The organism is Streptomyces sp. 4N124, assembly GCF_052245395.1.
Classification (GTDB): Bacteria; Actinomycetota; Actinomycetes; order Streptomycetales; family Streptomycetaceae; genus Streptomyces.
On sequence record NZ_JBQQBS010000064.1, the window covers coordinates 38,206 to 56,364 of the forward strand.

The 18,159-nt window shown below is 69.8% G+C and carries 18 protein-coding genes; 11 read left to right on the forward strand and 7 right to left on the reverse strand.

All coding sequences use genetic code 11. The annotated features are described in order from the left end of the window. Nucleotides 1-167 precede the first annotated feature (167 nt). The 5 genes from ACTWQO_RS40765 (at nt 168) to ACTWQO_RS40785 (ending at nt 3,725) form a co-directional block, all read left to right on the forward strand. Nucleotides 168-521, forward strand: coding sequence for a nuclear transport factor 2 family protein (locus ACTWQO_RS40765; RefSeq protein ID WP_443242424.1), 354 nt, complete (start codon nt 168-170; stop codon nt 519-521). A 179-nt stretch (nt 522-700) separates the two neighbouring features. Beyond that, on the forward strand, nt 701-1,543 hold the full coding sequence (locus ACTWQO_RS40770) for an SDR family NAD(P)-dependent oxidoreductase (RefSeq protein ID WP_443242425.1): 843 nt from the start codon (nt 701-703) through the stop codon (nt 1,541-1,543). Nucleotides 1,544-1,712: 169 nt separating this feature from the next. Further along, entirely contained in the window at nt 1,713-1,862 is a 150-nt protein-coding gene (locus ACTWQO_RS40775) for a hypothetical protein (RefSeq protein WP_443242426.1), read from the forward strand. Between the two features lie 360 nt (nt 1,863-2,222). Continuing rightward, nucleotides 2,223-2,750: a hypothetical protein gene (locus ACTWQO_RS40780; protein ID WP_443242427.1), complete on the forward strand. Its 528-nt coding sequence runs from the start codon at nt 2,223-2,225 to the stop codon at nt 2,748-2,750. Between the two features lie 120 nt (nt 2,751-2,870). Beyond that, entirely contained in the window at nt 2,871-3,725 is an 855-nt protein-coding gene (locus tag ACTWQO_RS40785) for a hypothetical protein (RefSeq protein ID WP_443242428.1), read from the forward strand. A gap of 116 nt (nt 3,726-3,841) precedes the next feature. Here ACTWQO_RS40785 and ACTWQO_RS40790 read toward each other — a convergent pair whose 3' ends face one another. From ACTWQO_RS40790 to ACTWQO_RS40800, 3 genes are read right to left on the reverse strand one after another with little or no spacing between them, the layout of a single operon-like run. Continuing rightward, complete coding sequence (locus ACTWQO_RS40790) at nt 3,842-5,365, reverse strand: AMP-binding protein (protein ID WP_443242429.1); 1,524 nt, start codon at nt 5,363-5,365, stop codon at nt 3,842-3,844. Between the two features lie 5 nt (nt 5,366-5,370). Further along, entirely contained in the window at nt 5,371-7,695 is a 2,325-nt protein-coding gene (locus tag ACTWQO_RS40795) for a CoA transferase (RefSeq protein WP_443242430.1), read from the reverse strand. Between the two features lie 16 nt (nt 7,696-7,711). Then, nucleotides 7,712-8,578, reverse strand: a complete 867-nt coding sequence (locus ACTWQO_RS40800) for an alpha/beta fold hydrolase (RefSeq protein ID WP_443242431.1) — start codon at nt 8,576-8,578, stop codon at nt 7,712-7,714. Nucleotides 8,579-8,701: 123 nt separating this feature from the next. Between ACTWQO_RS40800 and ACTWQO_RS40805 the strand changes: the two genes are divergently transcribed. Further along, complete coding sequence (locus ACTWQO_RS40805) at nt 8,702-9,181, forward strand: FAS1-like dehydratase domain-containing protein (protein WP_443242432.1); 480 nt, start codon at nt 8,702-8,704, stop codon at nt 9,179-9,181. Then, on the forward strand, nt 9,178-9,615 hold the full coding sequence (locus ACTWQO_RS40810) for an acyl dehydratase (protein WP_443242433.1): 438 nt from the start codon (nt 9,178-9,180) through the stop codon (nt 9,613-9,615). The genes ACTWQO_RS40805 and ACTWQO_RS40810 overlap by 4 nt, the downstream gene beginning before the upstream one ends. Before the next feature lie 6 nt (nt 9,616-9,621). Here the strand turns inward: ACTWQO_RS40810 and ACTWQO_RS40815 are convergent, their stop codons facing one another. From ACTWQO_RS40815 to ACTWQO_RS40830, 4 genes are read right to left on the reverse strand one after another with little or no spacing between them, the layout of a single operon-like run. Beyond that, complete coding sequence (locus tag ACTWQO_RS40815; RefSeq protein WP_443242434.1) at nt 9,622-10,575, reverse strand: quinone oxidoreductase family protein; 954 nt, start codon at nt 10,573-10,575, stop codon at nt 9,622-9,624. Beyond that, a complete protein-coding gene (locus tag ACTWQO_RS40820; RefSeq protein WP_443242435.1) occupies nt 10,572-11,393 on the reverse strand; it encodes an ABC transporter permease in 822 nt (273 codons plus the stop codon). The genes ACTWQO_RS40815 and ACTWQO_RS40820 overlap by 4 nt, the downstream gene beginning before the upstream one ends. Continuing rightward, the gene (locus ACTWQO_RS40825) at nt 11,390-12,241 is read right to left on the reverse strand and encodes an ABC transporter ATP-binding protein (protein WP_443242436.1); all 852 of its coding nucleotides are present in this window, start codon (nt 12,239-12,241) and stop codon (nt 11,390-11,392) included. Before ACTWQO_RS40825 ends, ACTWQO_RS40820 begins: the two co-directional genes overlap by 4 nt. Then, the gene (locus ACTWQO_RS40830; RefSeq protein WP_443242437.1) at nt 12,241-13,182 is read right to left on the reverse strand and encodes an ABC transporter substrate-binding protein; all 942 of its coding nucleotides are present in this window, start codon (nt 13,180-13,182) and stop codon (nt 12,241-12,243) included. Before ACTWQO_RS40830 ends, ACTWQO_RS40825 begins: the two co-directional genes overlap by 1 nt. 310 nt (nt 13,183-13,492) lie before the next feature. Between ACTWQO_RS40830 and ACTWQO_RS40835 the strand changes: the two genes are divergently transcribed. The 4 genes from ACTWQO_RS40835 (at nt 13,493) to ACTWQO_RS40850 (ending at nt 17,964) form a co-directional block, all read left to right on the forward strand. Further along, complete coding sequence (locus tag ACTWQO_RS40835; RefSeq protein ID WP_443242438.1) at nt 13,493-14,716, forward strand: Rieske 2Fe-2S domain-containing protein; 1,224 nt, start codon at nt 13,493-13,495, stop codon at nt 14,714-14,716. 115 nt (nt 14,717-14,831) lie between these two features. After that, nucleotides 14,832-16,157: a M20 family metallopeptidase gene (locus ACTWQO_RS40840; RefSeq protein WP_443242439.1), complete on the forward strand. Its 1,326-nt coding sequence runs from the start codon at nt 14,832-14,834 to the stop codon at nt 16,155-16,157. Continuing rightward, entirely contained in the window at nt 16,154-17,110 is a 957-nt protein-coding gene (locus ACTWQO_RS40845; protein WP_443242440.1) for a catechol 1,2-dioxygenase, read from the forward strand. The genes ACTWQO_RS40840 and ACTWQO_RS40845 overlap by 4 nt, the downstream gene beginning before the upstream one ends. Then, nucleotides 17,107-17,964, forward strand: coding sequence for an alpha/beta fold hydrolase (locus ACTWQO_RS40850; RefSeq protein ID WP_443242441.1), 858 nt, complete (start codon nt 17,107-17,109; stop codon nt 17,962-17,964). Before ACTWQO_RS40845 ends, ACTWQO_RS40850 begins: the two co-directional genes overlap by 4 nt. Nucleotides 17,965-18,159: the final 195 nt, after the last annotated feature.

The following is an 18,159-nucleotide window of genomic DNA, read 5'->3' on the forward strand; positions in this document are numbered from 1 at the left end:
GAAGGGCTTGGCGTGGCGGCGTCAGTGGCAGCGCAAGAGTAACTTTTATTTTCGAAGCTTGTCAGTGCTAAGTTGGAAGTAACTCGAGCGCCGAGCGACTCCGGCGCTATGGACTGGGTCTGCCCGTCCGTGGGGTCGTTCGACCCTGCCCATCGAAGGAGACACCCATGCCCGTCAAACCCGCCGGCCTGCCCGAGGTCATCGGCAAGTTCTTCGACGCCAAGAACGTCCACGACGCCGACGCCGTGGCCCGCACCTTCGCCGAAGGGGCCCACGTCGAGGACGACGGCAAGACCTACCGCGGCCGCCAGGAGATCCGAGACTGGAGTGCCAAGGAGTCCGGAGGCGTCCAGATCGTCCTGACGGTCACCGAGGCCACACACCATGGCAGGGAAGCAGTCGTCATCGCCGACGCCAGCGGCAACTTCCCGGGCAGTCCCCTGGCTTTCGTCTTCCGATTCCAGGGCACTCACGACGACTTCAGCGAGATCAACCACCTCGCCATCGAGCTCAAGCAGTAAGCACGCCGCGACAGGTGGCAACCGAGCCTCGCGCGATGCAAGTCACCGGGCAACTGCCAGCGGAGACACGGCAGTTGGCAACGCCGACCATGGCCGGACGGACAGGACAGTCACCGAGCACGAGCGCTCACGCATTCCCACAGATCACTGATGTCATCTCTTACAGACTGCGAGGAATCTTGAAGACCTGGTTCATCACAGGCGGCACCCCCGGCGGATTCGGCATGGTCTACGCCGACGTCGCCCTGGAGCGTGGCGACAATGTCGTTCTTACCGCCCGCCGCCCACATCTGCTTCAGAAATGGGCCGATCGCCATCGCGACCGAGCACTTGTCCTGCCTCTGGACGTCACCGACGCCCAGCAGGTCCGCGACGCCGTCCGTGCCGCCGAGGAGGGCTTCGGTGGCATCGACATCGTCGTCAACAATGCCGGGCGGGGCTGGTACGGCTCAGTCGAAGGCACGTCCGACGCGGATGTCAGGCGATCCTTCGAGCTGAACTTCTTCTCCGTCACGGAGGTCCTGCGTGCTGTTCTGCCGGGCATGAGAGCACGCCGCAGCGGATGGGTCATCAACATGTCCTCGGTCGCGGGCTTGCGGGGGGAGCCGGGCTTCGGCTACTACAGCGCCGCGAAGTTCGCTCTTGAGGGCCTCACCGAGACGCTACGTCATGAGGTGGCACCTTTCGGCATCAATGTGCTGGCCGTCGAACCTGGCGCCTTCCGGACCAACGCCTACGCCTCCTTCGCCGACGAACCCCTGTCCGAGACGGTGGACGCCTACGTTCCGTTCGTCGAGTCGGTCCGCGCCGTCATGGTGAGCCACGACGGCCGACAGCCTGGTGATCCTCGCCGCGGCGTTCAGGCCGTCGTGGATGCGATGGCCAGCGACAAGCCTCCACACCGCCTTGTCCTGGGAACTGCCGGCTACGACGCCGTCCACAGCCGGCTGGAGAACATGCTCGACGAGCTGCGGGCCAACGAAGTCGCCTCGCGCAGTGCTGACTTCCCTCCCGGACAGTAAGGGCGACCCGTCAAACGCCTTTGCGCCCGAGGCCGCAGCAACCCCGCGCGGTGACGAGGACAACCTCTGTGGCCGCTGGGTGGAGGGCACGATTGTCGTCATCACGGGCTGATCGGCGGGCATCGGGTTCGCTGCGGCACAAAGCCTGGCAGAGCACGGGGCGCACGTCGTGATCGCGGCCAACCCGCGGTACACGGCCGCGCGGACCACGGAGGGCGGCACCGCGCTGTACGCCCGGACCGCGCAGAGCGAGACGGAGGAGACGCTCACAGGGCTGAGCCCCGAGGGCACCTTTCCTTCTCTCCCGCGTTCCCCATGAATGCCCTGCGTCGGGACTCCGTCCCACCCATGGTGGACATGGCGGAGCCCTTCGCGGGCAACGGCCGAGTGGTCCTGACCGCCTCGACGGCTCTCCCGTACGCCTACGAGGGTGAGCGCGATGTCCGCCACAGCAGTGGACGAGCTCTACGACTACGTCCGCAGCGTCCCCTGCCCGAACGGCAAGGCCACCGGGAACTGGGGCAAGACCCCCGCGATGGCCCCGGTACGTCGTGGCACACCTCAGCGTCGAGCGGACGGGTCTTGTCCAACTGGGAAACCAATCTGGCGCTGAGCTTCTCGCTCGGCGACCTGATCGACCCGTGGACAGAACATGCCAGGTCAGAGGATGGTGGGCGGCATGGTGGACGTGCTACTGCCCCTGGTCACGCTTGTCCTCGGCTTCGTCGCGAGTTTCCTGCTCGAGCTGTTCCGCAACCGCTGGACGACGCAGAACGTGCAGGACGTTCGCAATGCCGAACGTCAACAAGTCGCTCACCTGGAGCGAGTGGCGTTTGAACGTGATGGCCTCCGCGCTGTCCACGCGACCATTCACGACCTTCTGAGCAAGGTGAACGCAATCGCCATACACCTGGCGAAGGCCGAAGCTGCGGGTCAGGACTGGCGCGAGAGCGATGATGGGAAGGAACTGAAGGCGGCGGCCATGCACGCGACCGTGAGGTGCAGTCATGAGTCCGCTCTGCTGCTGCATCCTCCGGTGATCGAAGCGGTGGACCGTCTGACAGCTGCCGCTTACCCGATGTACTGGACGCGCGAGTCTGGAAGCGATCCGAGTCATCGGCGCGGGTTCTTCGAAGCCGAGCAGGCTGCAACAAGAGCAATCGCCGCCCGGATCCGCGAACTCTACGGCTTCGAGACGGGCGGGTGACGCGGCGGTTCGCCTGACGCCCGCAGGCTGGTGCCGGTAGTTCTCGGTCCATCGGCGGTAGCGGTCCTCGGCAGGCCAAATCCCCTCGGCGCCCGCCGGACAGGGCGGTACCTTGCCGCCATGTGCATCTCGACAGGTGAGGCCGCATTCTTCGGCACGATCGTGTACTGCGGGCGGCAGCACCACCCCGTGCACGGCCTCATCCACGTGCTGGGCTATCAGAACACCGCCGCCAACCTGACGGCGGGCCCGAACGCCATGCTGCTGCACCTGCCCACCAGGCAGCTCACCCCACGGCACTTCCTCTCGGCCGGACGCACCGGCGACGTCCTGCACCGCATGGTCGCTGCCGTCGAATCCGCCGCTGCAACAGCCGACGACTTCGCATGGATGAGCGCGGAACCCCAGCCCGTCCAAGTCTTCGACCACGACATCTACACGGTGCTCCTGGCCGCCGACCCCACCGCAGTTCCTGCCGCGCTGCGGCAGGTGCCGCCGCACCGGCGCCCCGACCTGGACCCGGACCTCCTGCGCTTCTACGCCGACCACTTTCCCGACCACACCATCGCCGTGTGCTGCTTCGACAACGCCGACGCGCAACGCGCCAAGCCCCTGCTGCTGTGGTACTCGCCCCTCGACCCCGACCGACTGACCGTGCCGGCTCTGGACAGCCACACCGGAGCTGCGCCGGACCTCGACGCCGCCGTGCCCGTCGACCACTGGGTCCTGCTCTCCACCGACCAAGCCCCCTCCGACTGGGGCGCACCCGTCGTGTACCCCAAGGACATGCGCCACAGCCTGCGCGCCTTCCTCCCTGCCGCTGTTTTGGGCCGGCACTACGGCCCCGGGCAGACCCTGCCCAACGGAGACTTCACCATCAGCCACCGCGACCTGCTCACCGGCGACCTCGACCGCATCGAGCGCCTGCAACCGCCCGCGGCTGAAAGCGCAGGACGGGCGAGAGGTCGCAGGTGAGCCGAACCCGTCCCTGGAACGCGGCCTCGTGAACGGGGCGCTCGGGTTGCTGTGGGTTCGGGCGCTGGAGCGGGCCCGGCGCTGGCGGGCACGTGGACGTGTGGGCCGTACTGACATCAGGCCTTCGCAGGTGCGTCGGCGGTTCGGTCCCAGGTGGCGGCGGTGACGCCGCGTTCACGCAGCACCGCTTTGCGGACCTTGCCGGTCTCGGTGAGCGGCAGGGACGGGACCGTCTCGATGTACCGGGGCACGGCGAAAGCGGGCAGCTCTCGCGCGCAGTGCCGGGTCAGGTCCTCCGGGTCCAGCACGCTGCCGGGCCGTACGACGATCGCGACCATGACCTCGTCCTCGGCCAGCTCCGAGGCCACGGGGAAGGCCGCGGCTTCGGCGACGGCCGGATGGGAGCGGACGGCCGACTCCACCTCGTACGAGGAGATGTTCTCGCCGCGCCGCCGGATGACGTCCTTGATGCGGTCGACGAAGCGGAACCAGCCGTCCGGCTCACGGATCACGCGGTCGCCGGTCCTGCGCCAGGAGTGGGGCGGTGGTGTCGGCTCGCCCAAGTAGCCGGTGCAGAAGGCGAACGGCCGGTGACTGCGGACGACCAGTTCGCCGGGCGTGCCGTCCGGGACGGGAACGAGGGCCTCGTCGACCACGCGTGCGGAGAAGCCGTCGCGCACGGTGCCGATGAGGCCGGGCCGCTGCCGCGCCGGGGTGGAACCGATGACGAGGTTCGTCTCCGTGGAGCCGAAGCCGTCGACGAGAGTGACGCCGAAGCGCTCGCGGAAGGGCCCCCAGGCGGGGCCCGGAGTGGCGGGGGAGAGGCCCCGCCAGGCCCGGTGCCCGCGGTCCCGCTCACCGGGCGGCTGGGCCAGCAGCATGGGCACCATCGCCCCGAGCAGATGGATGACCGTGGCGTCGGTCTCCGCCACCCTCGCCCAGTACTTCGAGGCGGAGAAACGCTCGTCGAGCGCGTAGGCGGCACCGGTCACCATGGCCTGCGCCAGTGCGTTCAGGGCGTTGGTGTGGAAGAGCGGAAGGCAGGTGTAGAGCACGTCGTCCGAGGTGAGCCGCAGCGAGTCCGCGACGTTGCGGCCCCACCAGGCGAACTGCGCGTGCGGGCAGCGCACCCCTCGTGGTGTCCCCGTGGTGCCCGAGGTGAACAGGATCGAGGCGGTGTCGTGCGGCCGTACCGCGGCCGGTGGCAGAGGCTCGGCCTCTCCCGGCCGGGGGGCGTCGTTCTCGCCCACGGTCCAGAGCGTGCCGCGGTAACCCGACTCGACCACCCGGCCCGCCGACTCCGCCTCGCTGAGCAGGAAGGACGGCGCCGCCTCCCGCAGGACGTGGCGCAGACTCCGGCCGCGCAGGCCGGTGTTGAGCGGCACCAGCACCGCGCCGAGCCAGGCGCAGCCGAGGATCAGGTCGACGAACTCGATCCGGTTCGACAGCAGGGCCGCGACCCGGTCGCCTGGCCGGCAGCCGCGTGCGGCGAGCGCTCCCGCCGTCGTCGCCGCGGCCTGACGGGTCTGCCGGTACGTGCGCTCCGTCCGGCCCACGCGCAGGAAGACGCGGTCGCCGTACTCCTCCGCCGAGGCGTCCAACAACTGCGGGATCGTCATGGCGTTCGGCGGGATGGTCATGGCGTTCACCGGAGCACTCCGGCCTCCCGCAGTCGGCCGAGCCGCTCGGCCGGGATCCCGGCCCACTCGCTCAGCACCTCGTCGGTGTCGGCGCCGAGCAGGGGCGCGGGCTTGCGAATGCCGCCCGGTGTGCCGGTGAGGCGGACGGGCACGCCCTCGTGGAGGAAGGCGCCCGCGGCCGGGTGCTCAAGACGGACGTAGAAGCCACGTGCCCTCAACTGCGGGTCGTGCTCGACGAGTTCGCGGCCGTCCTGCACGGCACCGGCCGGAATCCCGCGCTCCTGCAGCAGCTCGGCGGCGGCGTCGGCGGGCAGACTGCGCGCCCAGTCGCCGAGTACGCCGTCGACCAGCGTGCTCTCTCGCCTGCGGCCGTCGGCGGTCGACAGCCGTGCGTCCTCGGCCAGTTCGGGTTGCCCGATGGCGTGACACAGAGCCGTCCACTCCTCGTCCGAGCGGACGCTGACGGCGAGCCAGCGGTCGGCGCCCAGGCAGCGGTACACACCCTGGGGGCTCCACCGAGGGTGTGCGTTGCCCATCGGCGACCGTGCCGACGTGAGGAGACTCGTCCCCATGTGGGCGGCGATGGCCTCGAGTTGGGACAGGTCGACGTGCTGTCCGCGGCCCGTCTCCGCACGGTGTTCCAGCGCGGCCACCGTCGCCAGCGCGGCCTGGAGTCCCGCGACGATGTCGCCGTGGCCGTAGATCACGCCCACCACGTCGTCCGGGCCCCAGCCGGTGAGCCCGGTCAGCCCGCCACTGGCCGAGACGGTGTCCGCGTACGACACCCAGCCGGACCGCGGGCCGGTGTGACCCATGCCCGACATGCTCACGTAGACCAGACCCGGGTTGATCTCGCGCAGCGCCTCGTAGCCGAGGCCGAGCCCGGTCATGACCGTGGCGCTGAAGTTCTCCACGAGGACATCGCAGGAGGCGATGAGTTCGCGCAGCACCGCGACGCCCTCCTCGGTCCGCGTGTCGAGCGCGATGCTGCGCTTGTTCCGGTTGACCTCGTTGAAGTAGCCGTTGGTGTTCGGGTCCGTGTGCTCGCCCCGGGACAGGTGCATGAAGGGCGCGAACCGGGTCGGGTCGGGGCGGCGGACGGACTCGACCTTGATGACGTCGGCGCCGTGGTCCGCGAGGACCTTTGTGCAGTACGGGCCCGCGAGCACCCAGGTCAGGTCGAGGACGCGTACGCCGTCCAGGGCGGGCAGGCCGGGGGAGTCGCCGTCGACCGGGCGCGCCGCACGCGGTTCGTCGAGCAGCGTCTGGTCGGCACCGGGCCCGGGCACGGTGAGCGAGGTGACGCGGCGGCCCTCGGGGAACGCGAAGGGGAAGCCGAGGTCGGTCCGGTCTCCCTGCTCCGTACGGACCTGGGTGAAGAAGCCGCGCGCGGTGAGCTGCGGGTTGTCCGGCAGTTCGTCGGGCAGGTCGACGGCGGCCCACGGCAGCTTCCTGGCCTGCGCCCGCTCCGCGAACTCGGCCTTCGGCCAGGCACCCACGAAGTCCTGCACGACCTTGAACACATGCTTCTGATGCTTCTTGCGCTCAACGGGGTCCTGCCACCGGGGCTCCGCCAGATCGGCCTCCGCGCCTTCCTCGCGCAGCCAGGCGAGCAGCGCGTCCCACATGCGAGGGCTGCCGCCGAGCCCACCGCCCAGATAGCCGTCCTTGGCCCTGAACAGGCCGTGCGGGACCAGCGGATGCACCCGTCCCGGGCGCGGCGGGACGCGGTCCTCGTGCAGGTAGGCGAGAGTTCCCGCCTCCAGCGCGGCGGCCACGCACGCCTGCGCGGACACGTCGATGAGCTGTCCCGGGCCGTGGCGCCGGGCGCGCAGACCGAGCAGGACGGCGATCGCCGCGTTGACGCCGGCGAGTTGCTCGGCCTGGTTCTCCGGCAACCGCAGGGGCGGGCCGTCCGGATCGCCGACCTGCGCCAGCATGCCGCCGAGCGCGGCGACCACCAGATCCGTGCCCTGCCAGTAGCTGCGCGGGCCGACGAGACCGAACGGTGTGACCCGTACGTGTATGAGGTGGTCGAGACCGGCGGCGACCGGCTCGGCGCCCGCCGTGCTCCCGTCGAGCAGCGCGTCCGCGCCCTCAAGGAGACGGTGCAGTTCAGCAGCACCTTCGGGCGTGCCCGTATCGAGCGTGACCGAGCGTTTCCCGGCGTTCCAGTGGGCGAAGGCGTCGCCGTCGAGTTCGTGCCGGGTCTCATCGCCTCCCGGCGGTTCGACGAGCACCACCTCGTGACCGAGGCCCACCAGGAGCCTGCCCGCGAAACGGGCGAAGGGACTGGACAGTTCGACGACGCGCACCACGGATCCACTCACTGTCGCTCCTCGGCAGTCAGTCGTGCTGTTGGTTCAGGAAACCGGTGACGACGGTGTAGTAGTCGTGCGGTCGCTCCTCCTGGAGATGATGAGACGTCCGGCTCATTACGTGAAGGTTGCCCCGGGGAACCATTCGCGCAAGCATCAGCGGGTAGTCCGGGGTCAGGAACGCGTCGTACATGCCCCACATGAACAACGACGGCGCCTCGATCCGGCCCAGTTCTCCGGTGAGGTCCTGCCAGTCGCCACGCGGATTGTCCGAGGCGGCGGCGAGCGCCATCTCCTCGGGGTCCAGGCTCTGTTCGTGGCGCAGCTTCACCGTGCCCTCGGGGATGGTGTCCGCGTCGTACCACTCCAGGCGGGCCATCAGCTCGCGCATCTTCTCCGGCGAGGGGCCGTCGCCGCCGTAGTACACATCCCGGGCGTTGCGACCGCGACGGGCGCCCTCGGGAAGCGGCGCGAGGGGCCCGTAGAAGACCGGCATGCTGCCGGTGATGACGAGGGAGCGCACCCGCTCGGGGTACTTGGCGGCCAGGTTGAGGGCGATGGTCCCGCCCCACGAGTTGCAGACGAAGTCGGCGCGTGCCACGCCCAGCGAGTCGAGCAGCGCCACGGTCTTGGCGGCGTGGTAGTCCCACATGGGGCCCTTGATGACCGGCTTCGCGGACTTCCCGTACTGCAGGATGTCGACGAGGAAGCACCGGCGGTCCTCGGCGAACAGCCGCGCCACCTGCCCGAAGTCCGACCAGCCCGTGCACCCCGGGCCGCCGCCGTGCAGGAAGACCGTGGGGCTTCCCTCGCCCATCTCGATGTAGTGGTACGTGACGCCGTCCGCCTCCGCGTAGGCGCCCTGCGGAGGCGGCTGTATGTCCATGAGGTTCATGCCCCGCATGGTGTCCGGCGGCGGCAGCCCGCCCAAGCGGAGCGGTCCGCTGAGCGGGCCGGTTCCATGGTGACCTGGGATGTCCTTGGCTAGCGTCCGGTCATCCGAGTGTGGGGGCGGCACATGGCGAACGGGCTGGATCTGGCCGAGGAGCGGGCACGGGCGTTGATCGGGCGGTGGGAGCGGCGGCCGCTGGGTGTCGTACGGGCCGAGGACGCCGCGGAGTTCGCCCGGGCGGCCGGTGAGACCGCGCCGCACCTGGTCGATCCGGGCTGTTCCCGGTTCACCGTCCACCCCATGTACGTGGTCAGCCTGCTGCGCGGGGCGCCCGGAGCCGGCCCGGACGAGGTCCGGCCTGACGGCATGTACCGCGACGAGGTCCCCGGCACCGACGGGCTCGACGTCCGGCTGATGGCGGGTGGTCAGCAGGTGCGCTGGACAGGGGAGGTGCGGCCCGGGGACCCGATCGAACTGCTCCGGGTTCTCACGGCGGTTGAGCGCAAAGGGGCGGGGGACGGGTTCCTGTTGCTCACGGTCGAGAAGACGTACAGCGCGGCGCGCGGAACGCTCGTCGAGGTCACGGAGAGGTTCATCGTCAGGTGAGTCAGGTCAGCAGGTACCTCGATTCCGTCACCGTCGGGCAGCCCGTACCGCCCGTCGAGTTCACGCCCGACGCGGTCGCCCTGCTGCGTTTCGGCGCCGTCACACGCAACACTCACCGCATCCACTACGACACCGCCTTCGCCCAGTCCGAAGGGCTGGCCGGCCCGGTCGTCATGGCGCAGTTGCACGGCTGCCTCTTCCACCGGGCCGCGGCGGGATTCGCCGGCGAGACCGGGCGGGTACGCGAGGTCGCTTGGCAGAACCGGGCGCTCGCCCACACGGGGGACCGGCTCGTGGTCACCGGCACGGTACGAGCCGTCGATCCCGCACGCGGTGAGGTCACGCTCGACCTCGTGGAGCGGTGTGCGGCCCCGGACGGCGAAGGCCCCGGCACCATCTGCTGTCGGGGCCATGCCGTGGTCGTGCTCGCCTGACGCGCATCAGGACAAGTCCAGCGCCACCTTCCCCACCGCCTCCCCGGTACGCAGCCTCTCCACGGCCTCCGCCAGCCCCTCGAACCCGTACCGTTCGATCGGCAACGTCAGCTCCCCCGACGCCAGCTCGCTCAACATCCGCTCGGCGTCCTCGGCGACCTCCCTGCCCCGTGACATCAGATTGACGGGCAGCAGTGCCACGTCGGCGAGCAGGAAGTCCGCGAGGTCCACGGTGAATGCGCGCCCGGCGGTGTAGCCGACCAGTGCGACACGCCCGCGTGGACGGACGAGCCCGAGCGCGTCCCGCAGCACCGGCCCGCCGACGGTGTCGATGAGCGCGTCCACCGGCCCGCCCACCGCATCAGGTGACAACTCGGCCGCCAGGACCGGCTTCCCGGGCGCCGGCACATGGCCGAGCTTGGCCGGGCGGCCCACCACGCCGATCACCTCCGCTCCGGCACGCGCGGCGACCTGGACGGTCAGCGCGCCGACCGCGCCCGCCGCGCCGGTCACCATGACCCGCTCGCCGGGCCGTATCGCCGCGACCGAGTGCACCGCGGCCCAGGCCGTGCCCGCCGGTGAGAAGAAGCTGCATGCCAGGGCGGGGTCCGTGCCCTCGGGCACGGGGATCGCGGCGGCGTCCGGCACGATCGCGTGCTCGGCCCAGCAGCCGTCCCGGCGCAGTCCAAGACCCTTGCCGTTGATCCTGACCAGGCTGCCCTCGGCGTGCGTGTCCGAGGCCAGAACCACCCCGCACGCCGTGGTGCCCGGCACCGCGGGCAGATCCGGCAGGATGCCGAACTTGCCGTCCACGACGTTCAGATCGAGGTGGCCCACCTGCGCCGCCCCTACGCGTACGAGGGTCTGGCCGGGCTCCCGTACGGGCACCGGCCGCTGCACCAACCGGGGCAGGGTGCCGAACTCTTCCAGGACAAGGGCGCGCGAGGTCTCGCCACTCACAGCTTCACTCCGTATCGACGCAGGACCCGGGAGGCCACGATCCGCAGCACGCGGTCGAAGACGAACCCCAGGATGCCCAAGGTGATGATCCCGACGAAGACCCAGTCGATGCGGCCGTAGTTGCGGGACGTCCAGATCAGCGAGCCGAGCCCGACCTGGGCGGCGACGATCTCGGCGGAGACGATGGTCAGGAAGCTGTTGCCCATGGCGAGGCGGGCCCCGGTGACGATGTACGGCACGGTCGACGGCAGCACGATCCCCTGCAGGATCTGCCGGCGGCTCGCGCCCAGACTCGCCGCCGCGCGCAGCTTCGACTCGCTCACGGCCATCACGCCGGCGCTCGTGTTGAGCGTGACGATGAACACCGCCGTGTAGAAGATCAGCACGACTTTCGACGACTCGCCGATGCCCAGCCACACCACGGCCAGCGTCACGAACGCGACCGGCGGGATGAACCGGAAGAACTCGATGTAGGGGTCGAGGAGTTGGCGTACGAGCTTGATCTGCCCGATGAGCAGGCCGACCGGTACGCCCACGAGCAGACCGAGTCCCCAGCCGATCAGGATGCGGCGGCTGGAGGCGATGATCGAGTTGGTGAGCGTCCCGTCGCCCGCGAGTTCGCCCGCCGCGTCCAGGGTCGCGCTCGGGGAGGCGACCAGGGAGGCGCCGTACTGCATCGCCAGCAGCTGCCAGATCCCGATGCCGACGAGGACCGACACCACGGACACGAGGATCCCGCGCAGTCCTCGCGCGGCGTCCCGCAACGCACGCCGCTCGACCCGGGGCTCGGCGGCGGGTTTCGCCGTGACGATCGTCATGCGTCCACCTCCGTGTCGAGGCCCTGGTCGCGCAGGGCCTTGCGTACCTCTTCGCCGATGTCGTCCCGCAGGGCGCGGCGCAGTTCGAGGGCCGCGGGGTCGGTCTCGTCGCGCGGCCGGGGCAGGTCGACGGGGTAGACGGACTTGATCGAGGCCGCCGGTCCCGCCGTCATCACGGCGACGCGGTCGGCCAGCAGGATCGCCTCGTCGATGTCGTGGGTGACGAAGACGACGGTGCAGCCCGAGGCCCGCCAGATCCGGCCCATCTCCTCCTGCATCACCTGCCGGGTCTGTGCGTCGAGCGCGCCGAACGGCTCGTCCATCAGCACGACCCGAGGCTCGTTCGCCAGCACGCGAGCGATCTGCACCCGCTGGCGCATGCCGCCCGACAACTGGTCCGGGAAACGGTCGGCGCAGTGCCGCAGGCCCACCAGGGCGAGATACTCGTCGGCCAGCTTGTTCTGCTCGGCGCGGGACTTGCCGCGCATGCGGGGGCCGAAGGCGACGTTCTGGCGGACCGTCATCCAGTCGAAGAGCGCCTCGCTGCTCTGGAAGACCATGCCGAGGTCGGGATCGGGGCCGCCGATCGTGACGCCGTCGACGGTGAGGCCGCCCTGGTGCGGCCGTACGAACCCGGCCAGCGCGGACAGCAGGGTCGACTTGCCGCAGCCGCTCGGACCGAGCAGACAGAGGAATTCACCGGCGGCGATGTCCAGTGAGATGCCGCGTACGGCGTGGAAGGAGCCGAACCGGATGTCCACCCCGTCGACGGACACGGCCGCGCCGCGGCTTCCGTTGACGGGCGTCGAACCGGACGGCAGCCGGTCGGCCTGGATGGCCTTGGTCATCAGGATCCCTTCGTCTGTTGGGTGAACCAGCCCCGCAGCACGGCTTGCGCCACGTCCGGCTGTGACTTGACCTTGCCGGTGTCCACGAAGAACTTGGCGGTCGCCGCGTATGTCGTGAGGTCCTGCGAGGTGGTGTCGCGTACGCCGAAGTCGATCTCCTTGATCGCCTCCACCGTCTGGGCGGTGGGAATCTTCGTGGCCTTCTGGGTGGCACTCGCCGCCGCGTCCGGGTCGGCCTCGGTCTCCTTCGCCGCTTCCTGCAGCGCCTGGGCGACCTTGGCCGCTGTGCTCTCGTTGCCGCTCAGCCACTTGTTGTCGGCGATGAGCCACTGGGCGTACGACAGACCGTAGGCGCCGGTGGTTTCCAGGATCTTTCCGCCCAGTTCCGCTCCCTTGGTCGGCCAGGGCTCCCACAGGACGTAGGCGTCGACGTCGCCCTTCTGCAGCAGTGCCGGGATTTCCGGCGGATCGGCGGTGATGAACTCGATCGACTTCTTGTCGATCCCCTTCGACTCCAGGAACCGGGTTGCCGCGAGTTCCGAGAGCCCCGGCACGATGGCCATCTTCTTGATCTCCGAGGGATCGCCGACCTTGGAACCGAGGACGACCTTGAGATAGCGGCCGGACTCCTCGTACACGAGCAGCGACCGCAGGTTCGGGTTCTGCGGGAGCAGGCCGATGGTGGTGGTGTCCGAATTGCCGGCCAGCTGTACCTGACCGCCGGCGAGGGCGTCGACACCCTCGCCGCCCTTCCCGAACTGGACGAGTTGGACGTTCAGACCGTGCTTGGCCCACAGCCCCTGGGAGTCGGCGAGGAAGAAGGGCGCGAACGAGGGGTCGATACCGACGGCGATCCGGACCTCGGGGCCGGACGCCCCTTCCTTGCCGGAACCGCCCGCTGAGTCGGTGGTGGCCGCGCTGCACGCGGTCAGGGCAGTCAATGCGATGAGGAGGGCGACGACACCCGCAAGGGGGTGTCTCCTGCTGGCCCTTGTTTCCATGAGTACCTCGGTGGCTTGACGGAATACCGCCGGATTCGGCTGGTCATCGGGGGTGCGGCCCGGGAGTTGGCGAAACGTAGACCGCGGCGTCGCCGACAGACAAGGCCGATGGTCCGCTCAGCGGGCCACACATGTGCCGGCACCTCTCGCTCCGGGCGCGGTCTGCTCAGCGGAACGGGTCCGTAGGCGGATCCCCTGGGCCCCCCGATGCTCAATGCCATGTTCCGACGGCAGCAGGAGGTCACGCACGATGACGACGGGTGAGGGCTCGCTCGCCTCCAAGGGCACCGGCCGAGGCAGCCGCAGACCGGCGGGGCAGCCCGGCCGGCAGGACTGGTCGTCGTGGCCCCACTACGACGCGGCGGCGGCCGGCTTCCGCGGTTACTGGTATCCGGTCACCTGGTCCAGCCACATCACCGGCAAACCGCTCCCGTTCACGCTCTGCGGCGAGAAGATCACGCTGATCCGGGACGGCGGCACGGTGTACGCGCTGCACAACCGCTGCCCGCACCGCGGGGTTCCGCTGTCCGAGGGCAACCAGCAGTTCCCGGGCACGGTCAGCTGCCCGTACCACGGCTGGACGTTCGACCTGCCCACCGGCAAGCTCTGCGCGGTCATCACCGACGGCCCCGACTGCCGGCTGACCGGCAAGGTCGAGGTGAAGACGTACCCGGTCGGGGAACGCCTCGGCATGGTGTGGGTGTACATCCCCGTCGCCGACGAAGAGCCGCACCCGATCGACGAGCAGCTTCCCGAAGAGCTCGTCTCCAACGGCTTCGTCATGGGCGGCCGCATCGAACCCCGCGGCGGCAACTGGCGGTTCGCCTGCGAGAACGGCTTCGACGAGGGCCACGCCAAGTACCTGCACCGCACCGCGCTGTGGCGGCTGTTCAAGGCGATGCCCACCTGGAACATCACCAGGATCGTCCCCCAGGGGCGCTGGATCTTCCGGGTGCAGGACGAGGTCCACTGGGAGGCCGACTTCCCGGGCGTGGGCCGCTGGTCCAACAAGCGCTGGTGGAAGCAGCAGCCGCCCAAGGAGACCTTCAACCTCGGCAACACCGGCAAGGCGGACAAGGTCGACCCGGTCATCGAGGCACAGGAGTTCCCGGGCTTCGCGTCCCTGTCCATGCCGGGCGTGCTGCGCATCGCCTACCCCAACTTCATCCACTACGAGTTCTACGTCCCCATCGACGCGGACCACCACCGCTATGTCGGGGTGATGGTCAACTTCACCGAGGGCTGGAAGACCCTCGGCTTCTACGCCAAGTACCTGGGCGCCATCCGCTGGCTGTTCCACGGACAGTTCTCCGGCCAGGACGCCTGGATGGTCGACGTCACCGACGCGCCCCCGGAGAAGCTCTACCGCCCCGACATCTCGCTGACCGCCTGGCGGAACCTCAGCGAGGAGGAGTACGAGAAGAAGCTTGCCGCGGTCGGCGTCGCCGGACCCGTCAACGGAAAGAAGGGCTGACCATGGGCCGTACCCTGCTCACCCTGCTGGCCGGAGCCGCGCTGGCGCTCGCGCTCCCGCTGGCCAAGAAACGCTTCGAGCGCACCACCATGACCCAGGTCCACAGGATCAACCAATGAGCGGCCCTCAACCGGCGGGCCTGGCCGGGCTGGACGACCGACGAAGCGCCTGGGTCACCGAAGCCTGGCGGCACGTCACCCCCGACCGGCTGCGCGAACTCGTCGTCGGACTCGTCGACATCCCGAGCCCGACCGGCGACGAAGGGCCCCTCGCTCAGCACATCGCCGCCACTCTCTCGCACGCCGGATGCCGGGCCGAGGTGCAGCCGCTCGACGACCGCCAGGCCAACGCCTGGGCACGCCTCGAAGGCGACGGAACCGGCCCCGACCTCATGCTCTACGCCCCGATCGACACCCTGACCGTGGGCGAGGAGAGCGAGGATCTCCCCTGGATCGGGCCGGAGTTGAGGGACGACATGCGCCCGAAGGCCGTCGTCGACGGGGAGTTGGTGACCGGGCTCGGGGCGTCCAACCCGAAGGGGCACGCAGCCTGCGTGATGATGGCCGCCGAGGCGATAGCCCGGGCCGGGATCCCGCTCACCGGCGATCTGATCGCCGCGTTCGGCGCGGGCGGTATGCCCACCAACGCGCGTCCGGTCGGCGTCCGGTACAACACCGGCCAGGGAGTGGGCTGTTCGTTCCTGCTGGAGCAGGGCGTGTGGGCCGACTACGCGGTCATCGCCAAGCCCGGCTGGACCATCTCCTGGGACGAGGTCGGCCTCGTCTGGTTCGAGGTCACCGTCCGCGGCACCCACACCTACGTCGGCTCGCGCCACCGGCTCCCGTACGACAACGCCATCGCCCGTGCCGGGGAGGTCGCCCGGCACCTGGAGGAGTGGTTCGTCGAGTACGCCGACCGCCACACCGCCGGCACCGTCGCCCCGCAGGGCATCGTGTCGTCGGTACGCGGCGGCTGGCCGCGCATGGCAGCCGTGACCCCGGCCGCCTGCACCCTCATGGTGGACCTCCGCATCAGCCCGGACACCACCCCCATGCAGGCCAAGCGCGAGTTCCTCGCAGCCCTCGACAAGCTGCCGAAGACCGACGTGACCGCCGAGATGGTGCTGGCCATCCCCGGCACACGGACCGACCCCGACAGCTGGATCTCCCGTACCGCACAAGCGAGTTGGGAGGCCCTGGAGGGACGCGAACACGACGTCATTCGCGGCAACAGCGGCGCCACTGACGCCAACATCCTGCGCGGTCGCGGCATCCCCACCGTCCGCGTCGGCATGCCGAAGGTCACCGAGGCCCCGTTCGAGATCGACTTCGCGAAGGGCATGAACACCGTCGACGTACGGGCCATGGAGAAGCTGACGCGCCATCTGATCCGTACGGCCGTCGACACCGTCACCCGCTCCCGGACCGAGGTGGAAGCATGACCGAGATCGTCCTGGGCGTCGGCGCCTCGCACAGCACCCTGATGAACACCCACTGGGAGGAGACCCTCCACAAGGACCGTGCGGAGCGGTTCCGCGACGCGCTGAAGGAGGCGCGCGACGAGATCGCGGCGGCCCGCCCCGACACCGTGATCCTCGTCGGCTCCAACCACTTCCGGGGCTTCTGGCTGGACCTCATCCCCTCCTTCACCCTCGGCGTCGGCGAGTGCATCGCGAGCGGTGAGTCCGGCACCCCGAAGGGCCCACAGCCGGTGGACGTACCGCTCGCCCGGCACATCGCCAACTCCCTTGTGGAAGGCGGCCGTTTCGACCCCGCGTACTCGGCTCGGCTGCAGATCGACCACGGCCAGTCGCACGCCATCCAGTACCTGCTCGACGGCCTTGACGTGGAGATCGTCCCGCTCGTCGTCAACGTCTTCGCCCACCCGCTGCCCACCCTCGCGCGCTGCGAAGAACTGGGCAGCGCCATCAGGGACGCCGTGCTCGCCTTCCCCGGCGACCGCCGCGTCGCGGTGATCGGCTCCGGCGGACTCTCGCACCGGCTGCCCTGGCCCGACTGGCGCGAACCGCACGGCGAGGACGAGGAGTTCATGGTCGGCGCCTGGCTCAACGGCCGGGAGAACTGGCAGGACTACGACGTCCGGCGCCGCGAGATCATCCGGGCCGCCGAAGCCGCCCTCAACCCCGGGTTCGACGACGAGTTCCTGTCCCTCGTGGAGCACGGCAGGACCCACCGCATGACCGAGTACTCCACCGAGGAGCTGGAGAAGGCGGCGGGCAACGGCGCCCAGGAAGTACGCACCTGGCTGCTCATGGCGGCCCTGCTCGACCACGCCCCCGGCCGGCGGCTGGCCTACGAGCCGATGCCCGAGTGGCTGACGGGCATGGCCGTCGCCGTCCTCGACCCCGTACAGACCACCGAAAGGCAGCCATGAGCATCTGGAACGAACTGACCGGCGTCGACTACCGGCACGCGTACGTGGAGACCGGCGGCTTCAAGACCCGCGCCCTGCAGGCCGGTCCCGAGGACGGCGAGCACGTGGTGTTCCTGCACGGCACGACCGGTCACCTGGAGGCGTTCGTACGGAACATCCCCGCGCACGCCGAGCGCTACCGCTGCCACGCCATCGACATGCTCGGCCACGGCTACACCGGCAAGCCGGACCGCCCCGGCGAAATCCCCGCGTATGTCGAGCACTTGATGTCCTACCTGGACGCGGTCGGCGCCGAACGCGCGCACCTGGTCGGCGAGTCGCTGGGCGGCTGGGTCTCGTCCTGGGCGGCGAGCGAGTACCCCGACCGGGTCGCCTCGCTGCAACTGCTGTGCATGGGCGGTACGAAGGTCAACCCGAAGGTGATGGAGCGGCTGAAGACCTCGACGCGGGCCGCCGCCCTGGAGGACGACGTGACCTTCACCCGGGAGCGGCTGCGGCTGCTGTGGGCGGAATGGGACGAGGACCTCGGCGAGGAGCTGACCCAGGTCCGCTACGGCATCTATCACCACCCCGACTTCCAGCGGAACCTGCACAACCTGCTGGCCCTTCAGGAGCCCGAGGCGCGCGAGCGCAATCTGCTCCGCCCCGACCGGATGGCCCGTATCAAGGCCCCGACCCTGGTGGTCTGGGGCAACAAGAACCCGCTCGGGGACGTTCCGGAGGCCGAGGCCATCGCGGCCGCCATCCCCGGCGCCCGCCTGGAGGTCTTCAACGAGTGCGGGCACTGGCCGCAGCACGAGAAGGCCGACCTCTACAACCCGCTCAGCCTGGCGTTCCTCGCCGAGGCGCGGTAGCAACGCCTGTTCCAGGTCCACGGTCACGGCGAATTAACACCCCGACTCATAGCCATGATCAAGGCGGGCGTGGTTCCGTTGAGGGGCCAGATCCAGCCATGTACCGCGTTCTCCGGAAGGCAACGGATTGATCGGGAGGTTCTCCCCATGACGGTCACCTCGGTCGGCCGCACCGACATCCAACCCGTCGGGTCC

Bases quoted from the DNA above. Each gene is read 5' to 3' on its own strand.
- ACTWQO_RS40765 (WP_443242424.1), top strand. From the start codon at position 168: ATGCCCGTCAAACCCGCCGGCCTGCCCGAGGTCATCGGCAAGTTCTTC.
- ACTWQO_RS40780 (WP_443242427.1), top strand. From the start codon at position 2,223: ATGGTGGACGTGCTACTGCCCCTGGTCACGCTTGTCCTCGGCTTCGTC.
- ACTWQO_RS40785 (WP_443242428.1), top strand. From the start codon at position 2,871: ATGTGCATCTCGACAGGTGAGGCCGCATTCTTCGGCACGATCGTGTAC.
- ACTWQO_RS40790 (WP_443242429.1), bottom strand. From the start codon at position 5,365: ATGACCATCCCGCCGAACGCCATGACGATCCCGCAGTTGTTGGACGCC.
- ACTWQO_RS40800 (WP_443242431.1), bottom strand. From the start codon at position 8,578: ATGAACCTCATGGACATACAGCCGCCTCCGCAGGGCGCCTACGCGGAG.
- ACTWQO_RS40805 (WP_443242432.1), top strand. From the start codon at position 8,702: ATGGCGAACGGGCTGGATCTGGCCGAGGAGCGGGCACGGGCGTTGATC.
- ACTWQO_RS40820 (WP_443242435.1), bottom strand. From the start codon at position 11,393: ATGACGATCGTCACGGCGAAACCCGCCGCCGAGCCCCGGGTCGAGCGG.
- ACTWQO_RS40825 (WP_443242436.1), bottom strand. From the start codon at position 12,241: ATGACCAAGGCCATCCAGGCCGACCGGCTGCCGTCCGGTTCGACGCCC.
- ACTWQO_RS40835 (WP_443242438.1), top strand. From the start codon at position 13,493: ATGACGACGGGTGAGGGCTCGCTCGCCTCCAAGGGCACCGGCCGAGGC.
- ACTWQO_RS40840 (WP_443242439.1), top strand. From the start codon at position 14,832: ATGAGCGGCCCTCAACCGGCGGGCCTGGCCGGGCTGGACGACCGACGA.
- ACTWQO_RS40845 (WP_443242440.1), top strand. From the start codon at position 16,154: ATGACCGAGATCGTCCTGGGCGTCGGCGCCTCGCACAGCACCCTGATG.
- ACTWQO_RS40850 (WP_443242441.1), top strand. From the start codon at position 17,107: ATGAGCATCTGGAACGAACTGACCGGCGTCGACTACCGGCACGCGTAC.